This window comes from Paenibacillus sp. CFBP13512, assembly GCF_005233705.1.
Classification (GTDB): Bacteria; Bacillota; Bacilli; order Paenibacillales; family Paenibacillaceae; genus Saccharibacillus; species Saccharibacillus nuruki.
Genome location: NZ_QGAD01000006.1, coordinates 127,854 through 140,922 on the forward strand (window position 1 = coordinate 127,854; position 13,069 = coordinate 140,922).

At 39.8% G+C, this 13,069-nt stretch carries 15 protein-coding genes; 9 read left to right on the forward strand and 6 right to left on the reverse strand.

The genetic code is table 11. The features are described from left to right. Positions 1-100: 100 nt before the first annotated feature. Positions 101-1,042, reverse strand: coding sequence for an aldo/keto reductase family protein (locus tag PaeCFBP13512_RS10980; RefSeq protein ID WP_137223255.1), 942 nt, complete (start codon positions 1,040-1,042; stop codon positions 101-103). A gap of 251 nt (positions 1,043-1,293) precedes the next feature. Here PaeCFBP13512_RS10980 and PaeCFBP13512_RS10985 point away from each other — a divergent pair, with 251 nt between their 5' ends. Then, a complete protein-coding gene (locus tag PaeCFBP13512_RS10985) occupies positions 1,294-2,424 on the forward strand; it encodes an AI-2E family transporter (RefSeq protein WP_137223052.1) in 1,131 nt (376 codons plus the stop codon). Between the two features lie 99 nt (positions 2,425-2,523). Here PaeCFBP13512_RS10985 and PaeCFBP13512_RS10990 read toward each other — a convergent pair whose 3' ends face one another. Together PaeCFBP13512_RS10990 and PaeCFBP13512_RS10995 are read right to left on the reverse strand one after the other, a co-directional pair. Continuing rightward, on the reverse strand, positions 2,524-3,111 hold the full coding sequence (locus PaeCFBP13512_RS10990; RefSeq protein ID WP_137223054.1) for an NAD(P)H-dependent oxidoreductase: 588 nt from the start codon (positions 3,109-3,111) through the stop codon (positions 2,524-2,526). A 63-nt stretch (positions 3,112-3,174) separates the two neighbouring features. Next, a complete protein-coding gene (locus PaeCFBP13512_RS10995; RefSeq protein WP_137223056.1) occupies positions 3,175-3,600 on the reverse strand; it encodes a MarR family winged helix-turn-helix transcriptional regulator in 426 nt (141 codons plus the stop codon). Between the two features lie 151 nt (positions 3,601-3,751). Between PaeCFBP13512_RS10995 and PaeCFBP13512_RS11000 the strand changes: the two genes are divergently transcribed. Beyond that, on the forward strand, positions 3,752-4,069 hold the full coding sequence (locus PaeCFBP13512_RS11000) for a YtxH domain-containing protein (protein ID WP_069327726.1): 318 nt from the start codon (positions 3,752-3,754) through the stop codon (positions 4,067-4,069). A gap of 102 nt (positions 4,070-4,171) precedes the next feature. Here the strand turns inward: PaeCFBP13512_RS11000 and PaeCFBP13512_RS11005 are convergent, their stop codons facing one another. Both PaeCFBP13512_RS11005 and PaeCFBP13512_RS11010 read right to left on the reverse strand, forming a co-directional pair. Further along, positions 4,172-5,002, reverse strand: coding sequence for an SDR family oxidoreductase (locus PaeCFBP13512_RS11005; protein ID WP_137223058.1), 831 nt, complete (start codon positions 5,000-5,002; stop codon positions 4,172-4,174). Between the two features lie 51 nt (positions 5,003-5,053). Further along, complete coding sequence (locus tag PaeCFBP13512_RS11010) at positions 5,054-5,803, reverse strand: SDR family NAD(P)-dependent oxidoreductase (RefSeq protein ID WP_137223060.1); 750 nt, start codon at positions 5,801-5,803, stop codon at positions 5,054-5,056. Positions 5,804-5,909: 106 nt separating this feature from the next. Between PaeCFBP13512_RS11010 and PaeCFBP13512_RS11015 the strand changes: the two genes are divergently transcribed. Beyond that, a complete protein-coding gene (locus PaeCFBP13512_RS11015; protein WP_137223062.1) occupies positions 5,910-6,353 on the forward strand; it encodes a MarR family winged helix-turn-helix transcriptional regulator in 444 nt (147 codons plus the stop codon). Between the two features lie 74 nt (positions 6,354-6,427). Further along, a complete protein-coding gene (locus PaeCFBP13512_RS11020) occupies positions 6,428-7,108 on the forward strand; it encodes an ArsR/SmtB family transcription factor (RefSeq protein ID WP_137223064.1) in 681 nt (226 codons plus the stop codon). Between the two features lie 92 nt (positions 7,109-7,200). Here PaeCFBP13512_RS11020 and PaeCFBP13512_RS11025 read toward each other — a convergent pair whose 3' ends face one another. Beyond that, positions 7,201-8,085 (reverse strand): DMT family transporter, encoded by an 885-nt coding sequence (locus PaeCFBP13512_RS11025; RefSeq protein ID WP_137223066.1) that lies wholly within the window; start codon positions 8,083-8,085, stop codon positions 7,201-7,203. A gap of 220 nt (positions 8,086-8,305) precedes the next feature. Here PaeCFBP13512_RS11025 and PaeCFBP13512_RS11030 point away from each other — a divergent pair, with 220 nt between their 5' ends. The 5 genes from PaeCFBP13512_RS11030 to PaeCFBP13512_RS11050 all read left to right on the forward strand — a co-directional run bounded on the left by PaeCFBP13512_RS11030 (position 8,306) and on the right by PaeCFBP13512_RS11050 (position 12,992). Beyond that, a complete protein-coding gene (locus tag PaeCFBP13512_RS11030; RefSeq protein ID WP_069327720.1) occupies positions 8,306-9,235 on the forward strand; it encodes a phosphate ABC transporter substrate-binding protein in 930 nt (309 codons plus the stop codon). 148 nt (positions 9,236-9,383) lie between these two features. Then, positions 9,384-10,310, forward strand: a complete 927-nt coding sequence (gene pstC / locus PaeCFBP13512_RS11035; RefSeq protein ID WP_069327719.1) for a phosphate ABC transporter permease subunit PstC — start codon at positions 9,384-9,386, stop codon at positions 10,308-10,310. Next, positions 10,307-11,236 carry a phosphate ABC transporter permease PstA gene (pstA, locus tag PaeCFBP13512_RS11040; protein ID WP_069327718.1) on the forward strand — a complete coding sequence of 310 codons (930 nt, stop codon included), beginning with the start codon at positions 10,307-10,309 and terminating at the stop codon, positions 11,234-11,236. The genes pstC and pstA overlap by 4 nt, the downstream gene beginning before the upstream one ends. Positions 11,237-11,280: 44 nt before the next feature. After that, positions 11,281-12,036, forward strand: coding sequence for a phosphate ABC transporter ATP-binding protein PstB (pstB, locus tag PaeCFBP13512_RS11045; RefSeq protein ID WP_069327717.1), 756 nt, complete (start codon positions 11,281-11,283; stop codon positions 12,034-12,036). Between the two features lie 149 nt (positions 12,037-12,185). Continuing rightward, positions 12,186-12,992, forward strand: coding sequence for a TraX family protein (locus PaeCFBP13512_RS11050; RefSeq protein WP_275094488.1), 807 nt, complete (start codon positions 12,186-12,188; stop codon positions 12,990-12,992). Positions 12,993-13,069 lie beyond the last annotated feature (77 nt).

Here is a 13,069-nt window from a genome sequence, read left to right on the forward strand (position 1 = left end):
TGAGATATTTGAAATTAAAATGTAGTGGTTATGTATATAGTTAAACTAAAAAGCCTTCCATAACGCGGAAGGCTTGAAAGGGTTATAGATTGAGTTTATTTTAGACGGTTAATACTTTTTCGATGGCTTCGATGACGTCGGATGTGAGTTGGATGCCGGATGCGCTGGCGTTTTGTTTGACTTGTTCAGGGCGACTGGCTCCAACGAGTGCGCTGGATACATTTTTTTGACGCAAGATCCATGCTAGTGCTAGATGGGTTAAAGGTATCCCTGCTTCATCAGCGATTTTTTGCAATTGTCCGATTTGAGATAGTTTTTCGTCGCTAAAGCGGTCATCATCCCATTTGAGTTTAGCGGCACGGCTATCGGATGGAATATCGGTTTTGGATGTATATTTACCTGTCAATAATCCTTGGGCAAGCGGTGAATAGACGACTTGTCCGATACCGTATTTCTCACCAAGTGGAATGACTTCTTCTTCTATATAACGGTTAAACATATTATAGACTGGTTGATTGACAACAATACGATCTAGCAAATAACGATCTGCTACACCCACCGCCGCTTGCATCTGAGCAGCTGTCCACTGACTGACACCTACATATAATACTTTGCCCTGACGAACAAGATCATCGAGTGCACGTAATGTTTCTTCGATCGGTGTCTCTGGGGAAAAGCGGTGGCAATAATAAAGATCAATATAATCATGCCCTAGACGTTTAAGACTGGCATGACATTGTTCGGTAATATGTTTGCGGGATAACCCTTTGTCGTTCGGTCCATCGCCCATATCGCCAAATACTTTGGTTGCCAGTACATACGATTCACGAGGATAGTCTTTAAGTGTAGCACCTACCACTTTTTCAGCTTCTCCATGCTCATAGACATTTGCAGTATCAAAAAAGTTAATCCCTAAATCATAAGCTTCACGAATCGATTGAACCGCATTTTCTTTTTCCACATATCCTCCGTAAGTGAGCCAACTGCCCAGGCTAATTTCACTTACTTTCAAGCCACTACCACCTAATCTGCGATAATTCATTGTCATTGTAGATATGCCTCCTTGGATATGTAGTTATTAATAACGCTTACAAATGATTGCTTTTTTATTTTACCTTTCTCCAGAGATTAAGCAAGCATATTGCGGTTTATATAGTAAGATAGACCCAAATGAGAACTTTCATAAAGCTTCCATTGATGCATCCAACTCATTACTTTTTACGTATGAGTGTATAGGGAATATACAAAGATTCTACATATTGGCCATTTAAGATTCTGAAGGAGGATTTATCTATGCTACAAAGACGCTTTTTCCGTATAGGTGCTGGGGTTGCGCTTATACTCTTGATTGTCTATTTAGGAACACTGGTTGACTTTATTTTTACCCCAATCGCTTCGTTAATTAGCCTCACCATCGTTCCACTGTTGATCACAGCTTTTCTATACTATCCACTACGTCCACTCGTTAATTATTTAGAAAAAAAGAAGTTAAAACGTTCTTTATCTATTTTATTGATGTATCTGGCGGTTATTATCGTTTTAGCCATCTTTTCTATTATCGGCTGGCCGACATTACGAGATCAGGTCTCAAGTTTTATCGAAAATGCGCCTAGATTTACACAAAGTATTATTACGCAGATCCAGCTATTACAACAGAATCCAACGATTCAGCAATATATCCCTGCTGAAAACAATCAAGAGTTGATTGCTAAATTAACAGAATATTTGAATACGATCTTTGATTGGTTATCTGTTCATATTTCAAGTATGTTCTCGTTTATTTCTAACTTTGTACTTGTTGTGGCTACTGTTCCTATCATGTTGTACTATTTGCTTAAAGATGACAAACGGTTGTCACCTCAATTGCTCAAACTTTTTCCAGCTGGACATAAAGAAGATGGAAAAGCGATGTTGGATGAAATGGATGATTCATTAAGTAGCTTTATCGCAGGTCGAGTACTGGTTAACTTGGCACTATGTGTGCTTCTGTATATTGGTTTCTTGATTATTGATCTACCATATTCATTATTACTTGTATTTTTAGCTTTCTTCTTAAACTTTATTCCTTATATCGGTGCCATTTTGTCTGCTGTTCCGGTAGCGATTGTGGGTTTGATCGAATCCCCTGCTATGGGAATCTGGGCAATTGTGATCGTGATTATTGCACAAATGGTTCAAAATAACTTGCTTGAGCCGATTATTTTCGGGAAGCAGTTGGATATTCATCCGTTTACGATTGTTGTGCTCTTATTGGTAGGTGGCGATATGGGTGGTATTCTGGGAATGTTGCTTGTTATTCCATTGTATATGGTTGTGAAGATTGGGATCGTGCATATCTATGGTATGTATTTGAAAGATAAAATGAATCATAATTTCGAAGATAATCCGAACAAACCGAATAACGATTCTATTTTTAAATTGTAATCCCATCATAAAAGACAAAAAACGAGCATCCTGTTGCATCAGGAGCTCGTTTTTTGTTTTTTCCTACTTGTTTTTTCCTACTATAGTATAGAAAGCATTTTATGAATTAAACGCAGTCGTTACTGTTTCTTCAACCTGACGCAATACATTTTCCAATTGAGCTTCATCCGCATAAGGCGCACTACCGAAGATCAAATGCCCTACACTTTCAATACCTACGAATCCAAAAATTCCTGTTGTTGATGTGATTTTGAGACCATCTGTCATACCCACTTGATCATAGATTTCATTCGTCTGACCATGTGTGTTAATAATAAGACCTTTTTTACCAGTAAGCAATTGAGCAACGCCTGTTTCTCCGTAACCGTAAGCAAATCCGTAAGCAAATACGCGATCTACATAGCCTTTCAAAATTGCAGGAAGACCTGTCCACCAGATCGGATAAATAAAGGTAATTGCGTCAGCCGCAGTAATGTATTCTTGCTCAGTTTTGATATCTGCTGGTGTATTACCAACTTTCATCGCTTCTGTGTCTGCTTCTGTTAATACTGGTTGGAAATTGAGTGCATATAGATCACGAACAACCACTTTATGCCCTTGCGTTTCTAAGGTGTGTACCATTCTTTTCAAAATAGCTTGATTAGTACCTTCTTGATGGGGATGAGCAAATACGATTAAATGTTTCATGAATGACATTCTCCTTATTAGATAGATATCTATATATTTTTATAAAAAAAGGCTCTCACCATCTCAAAGCCCTGAGTACACGCGTTCTAATAAATACTCAAATTGTTCTTGCTCCTGTTCACTTAGACGACTATAGACTTTATGATTGATAGCTTCAGATACTTGATTGAAGATAGGCTCTAATTCCCATCCTTTATCTGTTAAATGAACCATCGTTATGCGCTGGTCTTCATCATTTTTGAGACGCTTTACATAACCTAACTTCTCAAGTTTGTTGACCAGTACGGTAACGGTTGGTTGAGTACGATGCACTTTCTGTGCTAGCGTGTTAACAGATAAGCTACCTTTTTCACTGTACAAAAAGCAAAGGATATCTCCGTGAGAAGGAACAACATCTGTAATATTGTTCTTTGCTAACTCTGTGATAATCAGCTTGTTAACGTCGTCGCGAATTTTAGAAATGATTGCACATGCGTTGTAATTTAACATAATTTTATATTACATAGATATCTATGTATTTGCAAGTATTATTTATTATGATCTTATTTCTATGAATTATTCTGAAGAATGAGTGTAATATTCTTCTGACTGGGTAATAATACAGTAAATACTAAATTGCTAAGATAAGGGGTCGACTATTATGGATAACGAATCTACAAAATCAATTATTACAGGTGCAATTGCTGGGGCATTAATTGGTGCAGGAACAGCACTTCTATTCTCTACTCCACAAGGTGAAAAAATTCGTACTCGTGTAGCAGAATTGACTGATCTTGTTGTTGAGAACGCTCCAATGTTGAACGAACGTGGACATGTTCTTGCTGAAAAAGGTCAAGAAGTTGTGGGTATGGTTAAAGAATCTTTAGATGGTGTTAAAGATTTGAAAGATGAAGCTCAATCTGCAACTCAAGAAGTTAAAGGCGAAATTCAAGGCTTCAAAAACTCACATACAAGCTAATTGCAATTTATACATTTTAATACCAAAAAGCCCCTCTATGTTAAATAGAAGGGCTTTTTTGATTATCAAAAAGGGTTTTATCGTATATACAGGTTACCTATTTTATGATGTAAAGTAATGTCCTTGTTCTAGATCTTCAAGTAATGAAGGATGTGTCGGTTGCCATCCTAAGGTTTTTTGAGTGGATTGACTAGAGCGAGGAATATCCAAACCCGCAAGCGCTCCAAGAAAACCAAAGTGATCTTGTGCTTCTTCCTGTGCAATACTCACTACAGGCAAATCCAAATGTTTGCCAATTATAGTGGCTATCTCTCGAAAAGCTATTCCTTCGTCGCCTACCCCATCTAACCGCGAACCTGCTTCAGCCTGTTCTAAAGCAAGCCGGTATAAATGAGCAGTATCCAATCTGTGTACAGCAGGCCAGCGATTATTGCCTTCTGCGATATAGGCTGAAACCCCTTTGGTTCTAGCAATCTCAATAAGCTGTGGTATAAAGCCAGTATCTCCTTCACCATGAACAGAAGGGCAAAGTTCGATAATCGATGTGCGCACTCCACGTTTCGCTAATGATAAAGCGACATTTTCAGAAGCAATTCCGTTAAAATGAGCTGTGGTCACAAATGGCTTGCCAGAGCCTTCAAGTACCGCTCCTATCGCTTCAATCACTTGTAGATCTGTTGCAAGAGCACCTTCAAAATCTGAAAAATCATGTTTAAACGCTAAATGAATGACGCCGTCTGCACTAGCCACTCCTTGTTGTAGACGATCTGCCTGATCAATATCTCCTCGATACGCTTCAGCACCAGCTTCTTTTAATAATTGAGCACTCCGATCTGAGCGAGCTAAACCAACGACCGTATGACCGGCAGCAATAAGCTCACGAACAACAGCAGAACCGATATATCCTGTAGCTCCTGTGACAAAAACATGCATAATCTTATTCTCCTCATCTAATGAACGATTGAAATAATATTCCTAGACTATTTACCAGGCTACTACACCATTCTCATCTGAAAATGTTCCTGTGGGGCCATCTGCTCCAATAAGCGCAAGACGAACAGCTTCACGAGCGCCTTCTTCTACACTACGTGTACCTGCAAAGTTATTCAGTGCTGTTGAGGTGAATCCAGGACAAGCAATATTCACTTTAATCGGAGTCGATTCCAAAGCGAAAGCAAAAGCAAGGGTGATCGCATGAAGTGCTGATTTGGAAGCAGAATACGTACCGAACATAGCTCGATGCGGATTGTCTGGATTGGAATTCCATGTTAGCGATCCGCCAGAGCTACCGATATTCACAATCCGTCCTGCTGGTGCTTGATGTAGAAGTGGCAACATCGCTTGCGTCAGAGCAATCACACCGAATACATTCGTTTCAAATACCACCCGAATATCTTCAATCGGTGCTACCGTCAACAGACCGGATTGCACACTTGCTGGAAAAGCCCCATCTGCTTTGCCCGGGTGGGAGATACCTGCATTGTTAATCAACACATCAAGACGACCATACTCACGCTGGATATGCTCGGCAGCGGATGTAACGGAATTAGCATCTGTTACATCCAATTGTAGCGCATGAGCATCCTTCCCTATGCTATTTGCAGCTGTTTCACCATTCTCCAACTGACGTGAACCGATCAGTACCGTAAACCCTTTAGCCACCAGATCTTTTGCAATTTGAAGACCAATTCCTTTATTCGCTCCACTTACCAAAGCAACCTGTTTATTATTCATGAGGATCTCCTTTGTACTGATAAATGTATTTTTATAGGTTGACGTGTCAACCTGAATACAATTTAACACGTTGAAGTTGACGTGTCAACCATGCTATTATACTTTTATGGATAATCACGAGATCAATCAAGAAGAAATGAAAATATGGCATATGTGGAAAGGTACTTTTCATACCATTTTCGGACGTGTCGTTAAAGAAATGTCGGATCACACCGGGCTATCAGAAAGTGACTTTGGAATACTGGATCGATTGATTCTTTTGGGAGAAGGCAAACTTCGCCAACAAGAACTTGCCGATTCTATGGATTGGGATAAAAGTCGGTTGTCTCATCATCTAAAACGTATGGAAAAACGTGAGTTAGTGGTACGAAATCCGCTTGATACCGATCGTGGTGTGCAAGTTGAGATTACATCTGAAGGCAAATTAGCACTGGATAATGCGCGTCCTTTTCTCTCCAAAGCGATACGCAAACATTTTTTTGAACAATTAACAGATCAAGATATTGAGGTTATTACCAAGTTAGCTGAAAGAACTAAAGAAGACCTTTAGGCATAAAAAAAGGCAAAAAGAAGCATTAGCACATTCGCTTCTTTTTGCCTTTTTGATACGGAAAGGAAGATGTTATGAGTATTAATCCCAATATCGCTGAAGTCGCTTCTTTGTTAGCAGAACCTTCACGAGCAACGATACTGACCAGTCTGATGGATGGACGTTTTCATACAGCAAGTGAACTGGCATTGATGACTGGTATTACGCCACAGACGGCTAGTTTTCATTTATCCAAATTAATCGAAGGACGACTGATTACTTTTGAAAAACATGGACGGCATCGGTATTATCAGTTAGCGAATCAGGATATTGCTTCTATTTTGGAGTCCTTTCTAACCCTATCTTCTCCGCCAGAAGTCCGTTCGCTGCGTCAATCCAGTCAAGTGCAATCGTTACGTGAAGCCCGTACTTGTTATGATCATCTAGCTGGCAAATTAGGTGTAGATCTGACTGATACAATGCTTGCGAATCAATATATCACTACAGGCGAGACAGAATTTATTGTCACCGCTAAAGGTGAAGTCTTTTTTGCACATTTCGGTCTGGATTTGTATATGCTCAAGCGCAAACGACGTGCTTTTTCTCATGCCTGTCTGGATTGGAGCGAACGTCGACATCATTTAGCAGGCGCTCTGGGACAAGGATTGATGCATCAACTGTTTGATCTTGGATGGATTGTACGTGTCCCTTCTATTCGTGCTGTTCAAGTTACAGAGCAGGGTGCTCAAGGTTTTAAAAGTGTATTTGATCTGTAAATCATAGATATACTACTGTACGTTTACGTTAGAAATGCTTATCCTACACGATTTCTATCCAAAAAACGTACAGTCTGACCTATAGATAACGTCTATTTTATAAGCGTTGCTGATCTCTTTTTAGATTGAAATTGCCGATTCACCAGATAAATGCCTACTATAATAAATAATCCTCCCACAATGCTGGAAACATACAACATCTCTCCTAGCAATAACCAACCGGATAATACACCGAAAAAAGGAGCTAAAAACAAAAAAGAACTCGTTTTACCGGGATCGCCATGTTGAAGGACATAATACCAGACTGCAAACTGAACAATCGATGAGAAAATACTCAACCATAACAAGATCAAGATCGACTCTTTATTCCAGATAAAAACAGGATCTTCTAATAGTAGACTCAGTAGTAGTAAAATAATGCCTCCGCATAACATCTGATACGCAGACAATACCCATGTATCGAACAACGTCCCCCACCTTTTCACCAGCAAAGTAGCCATCGCCCAGAATACAGCTGAACACAACCCGAATACAATGCCTATTTTCCATTCAATCTGCGCGCCAACAGTAATGCTCACACCGATCACGCCCAATACAACACCGATCCACTGATACCATTTGTACCGCATACCCATAAAGATCGTACCCAGTACAACGACTAATAATGGATTGGTAAATGTTAAGATCGACGACTCACCCGCAGTAATGGTGCGTAGACTTATAAATACACAACCCATTACCCCTGCTGTCTGCAAAGCACCAATCAGCCCCATTTTCAGCCAAATCGTAGGGCTTTGAGGATGAGGTCTTCGCAATACCAGCACAATCACTACCATAATGATTCCTGCTAATACAAACCGTAAACCCGCCAAAAAAAGCGGTGAAGCGTAATGTAGCCCTATTTTTCCGACTGCAAATGAAGAACCCATCAAAAAAGTGGTTAACACAATCAGCGCTGAAAATTTCCAAATATTCATCTCGACTCTCCTGACTTTGCTCTATTCTCTCTACTCTGCTGATTATAATTGCAAAACATTTCAAATATGATCGAAGTATGGAATACATTATTCATTATAATTTTAATACAGAGTTTACAAAACTCGGACTTACACCTAACATTGCCACCCTACAATAAGTGAGTAGTCAAAAAAAAACATAAACGTATGGTCCTTTAATTAGGGGGAGGAGATTTAAACGATGTCTAGAAAACTGCCAATTTTATTATTTACACTGACGATGATTCTTGTGCTTGCTGCTTGTGGTTCTAACACAGGTACTACAGGGTCAGGGTCAACAACTGGTACTACAGGAGAAGCTTCCACAGGTACAGAACTTAGCGGGTCCGTGCTTGCTGTAGGATCGACTGCATTGCAACCATTGGTTGATCAAGTCGCTCAGAAATTCATGGCAGATTCAAAATATGCTAACGTCTCCGTTCAAGTACAAGGTGGCGGTAGTGGTACAGGTTTAACTCAAGTATCCGAAGGTCAAGCAAACATTGGTAACTCTGATGTATTTGCAGAAGAAAAATTAGATGCTGATAAAGCAAAAGAATTGGTTGATCACCAAGTAGCAGTTGTAGCGATTGCAACAGTAGCTAACGAAGCAGCTGGTGTAACGAACTTAACAAAACAACAATTGGTTGATATCTTCACAGGTAAAGTGAAAAACTGGAAAGATGTTGGTGGTAAAGATCAAGCGATCGTTATCGTTAACCGTCCAAGTAGCTCCGGTACTCGTGCAACTTATGAGAAATTTGCTTTGGGTCAAAAAGTAGAAGATTTAGCGGGTTCGATTCAAGAAGATTCTTCAGGTACAGTTAAGAAATTAGTAACTGAAACACCTGGTGCAATTGGTTACCTAGCTCTTTCTTACCTTGATGATAGCCTTAAAGCTATTCAATATGATGGTGTAGATGCTAGTGTTGAAAATGTTGAAAGTGGTAAATATCCTGTCTGGGCTTACGAGCACATGTATACAAAAGGCGAGCCTGATGCAGCAACTAAAGCTTTGCTTGATTACATGTTGACTGACGAAGTACAAAACGGTGATGTTAAAGACCTTGGATATATCTCTATCTCTGGTATGCAAGTAAAACGTGATGTTGAAGGTAAGATCACGAAGTAATGAATGAAACATTCTGTGAAAAGAGGAAACTTACGTTTCCAAGGCAATAGCTGGAAGAGGCGGACTATCCGCCTCTCTTTTCACGTTTAATATAGCACAAAATTTTCTAATCATTACCATTTAAGTTTAAGAAAAGAGGTTTTAACGTATGGAGCAATCCAACACAACTCCAAGAGAAGCACGGAGGCGCGCCTGGCCTATGGAAAAGCATCGCGTAGAAGACTGGATCGGTAGAATCTACACGTCTATCTGTGTCGTATTTCTGATTGCTGTTATTATATCTATTGTTTATTTTGTAACATCTAAAGGTGTGGCTACCTTTGCAGTCAACGGCGTAAGTCTTAAAGAGTTCTTCTTGGGTACGAATTGGAATCCTCAAGCAGACACTCCTTCTTTTGGAGCATTACCGTTTATTACAGGTTCATTTATGGTTACTCTGTTAGCGGCATTGATCGCTAGTCCACTGAGTATCTCGGCAGCTTTATTTATGACAGAGATTGTGCCTAGCTTTGGGAAACGTATCCTTCAGCCAGCGATCGAATTGTTATCAGGTATTCCTTCAGTTGTATACGGATTTATCGGTTTAAGTGTTATTGTACCGTTTCTACGTGAACATGTAGGCGGGCAAGGAATTGGGATTGGCGCAGGAGCACTGGTATTGTCGATTATGATTTTGCCAACCATTACGAGTGTTGCTGCGGATGCTCTCGCTTCTCTGCCACGCGGATTACGTGAAGCTTCTTATGCACTAGGTGCTACACGCTGGCAAACGATTTACCGTGTTGTTTTACCAACGGTTATGCCTGCATTGTTAACTGGTATTGTACTGGGTATGGCTCGCGCTTTTGGTGAAGCTTTGGCTGTACAGATGGTTATCGGTAACTCACCACATATCCCTACGTCCTTACTGGAATCTGCTTCAACTCTAACCAGCGTAATTACACTGGGTATGGGTAACACAGCGATGGGATCTATTCAAAATAATGCGTTGTGGAGTATGGCGCTTGTCTTGATGTTGATGACATTTGTCTTCGTCTTGATTATTCGTCTACTTGAAAGGAGAAACCGGTTATGAGCACAGTAAAAGTCAATCAAAAAGCTAGAAAACGCGCGAAAGCTACAGATAAACTGGCTACTGTGCTCATCGTTACTTTTGCTATGGCGATTGTAGCGATTCTTCTTGGATTACTTGGTTTTATTTTATTCCGTGGCCTAGGGCATATCAGTTGGAACTTCTTAACCTCTGTTCCACAGACGATGCGTGCTGGCGGCGGAATAGGGCCTCAATTATTTAACTCATTATTCCTATTATTCTTAACGATGCTAATTACCGTTCCTTTAGGTCTTGGAGCAGGTATTTACATGTCTGAATATGCAAAGCCGGGTAAACTAACTAACTTTATCCGTCTAGTGGTTGAAGTGTTGTCTTCATTCCCTTCGATCGTTATCGGTTTGTTCGGATTATTATTACTTGTAAATACATTCAATCTTGGTTTCTCCTTACTATCCGGTGCACTTGCATTAACGATCTTTAATTTACCGTTGATGGTACGGATTACGGAGCAAGCTTTTGCAGGTGTACCGAAAGAGCAAAAAGAAGCAGGGCTTGCACTGGGTCTGTCCAAGTGGAAAATCATCACTTCGATTATGTTGCCTGTAGCGATTCCGTCTCTTATTACAGGTACGATTTTAGCGTCAGGTCGTGTATTTGGTGAAGCAGCAGCTTTGCTTTTCACAGCAGGGATGAGTACTCCACCACTAGACTTTACGAACTGGAACCCATTTAGCCCACGTTCGCCAATTAACCCTCTTCGTCCAGCTGAGACATTAGCGGTATATATTTGGAAAGTAAACAGTGAAGGTATTGCTCCAGATGCTACACAGATCGCAGCAGGTGCTTCGGCTGTACTTGTAATCATGGTGTTAATCTTCAATCTGTTAGCACGTTTCTTGGGACGTACTCTTTATCGTTATATGACAGCTTCAAGACGAATGAGTTAATATGTGATCTGGTTTGTAGGGTGAATTAAAGGAGGAATTTCTCAATGGCATTACCTTTTAGTACAGAAGATTTAAGTATCTATTATGGCGAGTATCAAGCTGTTAAAAATATAAGCATGTCGTTCCCAGCACAAAGTGTAACTGCACTGATCGGCCCTTCAGGTTGTGGTAAATCTACATTTCTTCGTTCATTGAATCGAATGAATGATGAGATCGCAGGTTCACGTACAACAGGGCATATCTGGATGGATGGGATTGATCTTACTGCATCCTCTACCGATGTGATCAAGCTTCGTCAACGGATTGGTATGGTATGGCAACGTCCTAACCCATTTTTCAAATCGATCTATGAAAATATTGCATTTGGTCCACGTTATTATGGCACCAAAAACCGTAAACAACTGGATGAAATCGTAGAGTCTAGCCTACGCAAAGCTGCACTATGGGATGAAGTGAAAGATCGGTTAAAAGAATCAGCGTTATCGTTGTCCGGTGGACAGCAACAACGTCTTTGTATCGCACGTGCATTATCGGTTACACCACAGATTTTGTTATTGGATGAACCGGCTTCTGCACTTGATCCTGTATCAACAGGTAAAGTAGAAGAATTGATCAGTGAACTCAAAGATGAATTGCGTATCGTTATCGTAACTCACAATATGCAACAAGCAGCACGAGTATCGAATTATACAGCGTACTTCTACTTAGGTAAATTGATGGAACACGGAGAAACGGATACGATCTTCACCAATCCAACACAACAATCCACTCAAGATTATATTATGGGACGCTTCGGATGAAGCGTCTTTTTTTATGTCTATATCTCCTATACATACGAACAGAACCTTAAACGGCATGTAAGGAAAGTTTAAGGTAAATCGATAGTTTGGATCTACGTCTATCCTTTATGCTTGAGCCATCTATTAAAGGACGGTGACTGATATTGTCTATGCTCATACTTCGTAAAGGAATAACGTTGAATCATTTTCAGCTTAAATTACTGGGAATATTATTCATGGTTTTTGATCATGTGCATCAATTTTTCTATATCGATGGAATACCAATGTGGTTTACATGGTTAGGTCGAATTGTTGCGCCTATTTTTTTATTTTTAAGTGCAGAAGGATTTCATTATACGCGTAATCGGTTCAAGTATTTACTGCATTTGTATATTGGATTTGTCGGGATGAATATCGTAAGTCAAGGATTGCAAACTACTTTCCCTTCAGACCATATGCTGATCAACAATATTTTTGGAACGTTATTTCTAGCGGTGCTTTATATGCTGATGATTGATCGATTGATCCAAAGTATCAGGCATCATCGCTGGTGGAATATGCTAGGTACAATAGGACTGATGATGATTCCTGTTCTTTTGAGTTTTGTAGCGATTAGTCTATTATCGCAAGAACATATTTCGTCATGGAGTCTTTATATCATGTATGTATTACCTATACCTATATTGGTTGAAGGTGGGTACTTCTTTATTTTACTTGGCGTCATGTTCTATGTATTACGCAAATATCGTATCGGGCAAATGATTTTTTTCATTTTATTTTCGCTGATGATAGGCTTGCTATCCGGTGCTTCTCTACTAGATTTGGATACTAATTTTCAATGGTTAATGATCTTCGCTGTCATTCCACTTTCTCTCTACAACGGTGAAAAAGGACGTAGTATGAAATATTTCTTCTATCTATTCTACCCTGCTCATATTTATTTCCTTTATATCCTGGCTTATTATATTCAGCGTTGATCCCAAAGATACAAATAACGGATATCGTTCGTCTTATAATCAAGAACGATATCCGTCTGAGTAATGAAATTTAATAA

Excerpts from the sequence above, each read along its gene's own strand:
- PaeCFBP13512_RS11030 (WP_069327720.1), top strand. The coding sequence starts at position 8,306 with ATGTCTAGAAAACTGCCAATTTTATTATTTACACTGACGATGATTCTT.
- pstA (WP_069327718.1), top strand. The coding sequence starts at position 10,307 with ATGAGCACAGTAAAAGTCAATCAAAAAGCTAGAAAACGCGCGAAAGCT.
- PaeCFBP13512_RS11010 (WP_137223060.1), bottom strand. The coding sequence starts at position 5,803 with ATGAATAATAAACAGGTTGCTTTGGTAAGTGGAGCGAATAAAGGAATT.
- pstB (WP_069327717.1), top strand. The coding sequence starts at position 11,281 with ATGGCATTACCTTTTAGTACAGAAGATTTAAGTATCTATTATGGCGAG.
- PaeCFBP13512_RS11015 (WP_137223062.1), top strand. The coding sequence starts at position 5,910 with ATGGATAATCACGAGATCAATCAAGAAGAAATGAAAATATGGCATATG.
- pstC (WP_069327719.1), top strand. The coding sequence starts at position 9,384 with ATGGAGCAATCCAACACAACTCCAAGAGAAGCACGGAGGCGCGCCTGG.
- PaeCFBP13512_RS11020 (WP_137223064.1), top strand. The coding sequence starts at position 6,428 with ATGAGTATTAATCCCAATATCGCTGAAGTCGCTTCTTTGTTAGCAGAA.
- PaeCFBP13512_RS10980 (WP_137223255.1), bottom strand. The coding sequence starts at position 1,042 with ATGAATTATCGCAGATTAGGTGGTAGTGGCTTGAAAGTAAGTGAAATT.
- PaeCFBP13512_RS10995 (WP_137223056.1), bottom strand. The coding sequence starts at position 3,600 with ATGTTAAATTACAACGCATGTGCAATCATTTCTAAAATTCGCGACGAC.
- PaeCFBP13512_RS11050 (WP_275094488.1), top strand. The coding sequence starts at position 12,186 with ATGCTCATACTTCGTAAAGGAATAACGTTGAATCATTTTCAGCTTAAA.
- PaeCFBP13512_RS11025 (WP_137223066.1), bottom strand. The coding sequence starts at position 8,085 with ATGAATATTTGGAAATTTTCAGCGCTGATTGTGTTAACCACTTTTTTG.
- PaeCFBP13512_RS11000 (WP_069327726.1), top strand. The coding sequence starts at position 3,752 with ATGGATAACGAATCTACAAAATCAATTATTACAGGTGCAATTGCTGGG.
- PaeCFBP13512_RS11005 (WP_137223058.1), bottom strand. The coding sequence starts at position 5,002 with ATGCATGTTTTTGTCACAGGAGCTACAGGATATATCGGTTCTGCTGTT.
- PaeCFBP13512_RS10985 (WP_137223052.1), top strand. The coding sequence starts at position 1,294 with ATGCTACAAAGACGCTTTTTCCGTATAGGTGCTGGGGTTGCGCTTATA.
- PaeCFBP13512_RS10990 (WP_137223054.1), bottom strand. The coding sequence starts at position 3,111 with ATGAAACATTTAATCGTATTTGCTCATCCCCATCAAGAAGGTACTAAT.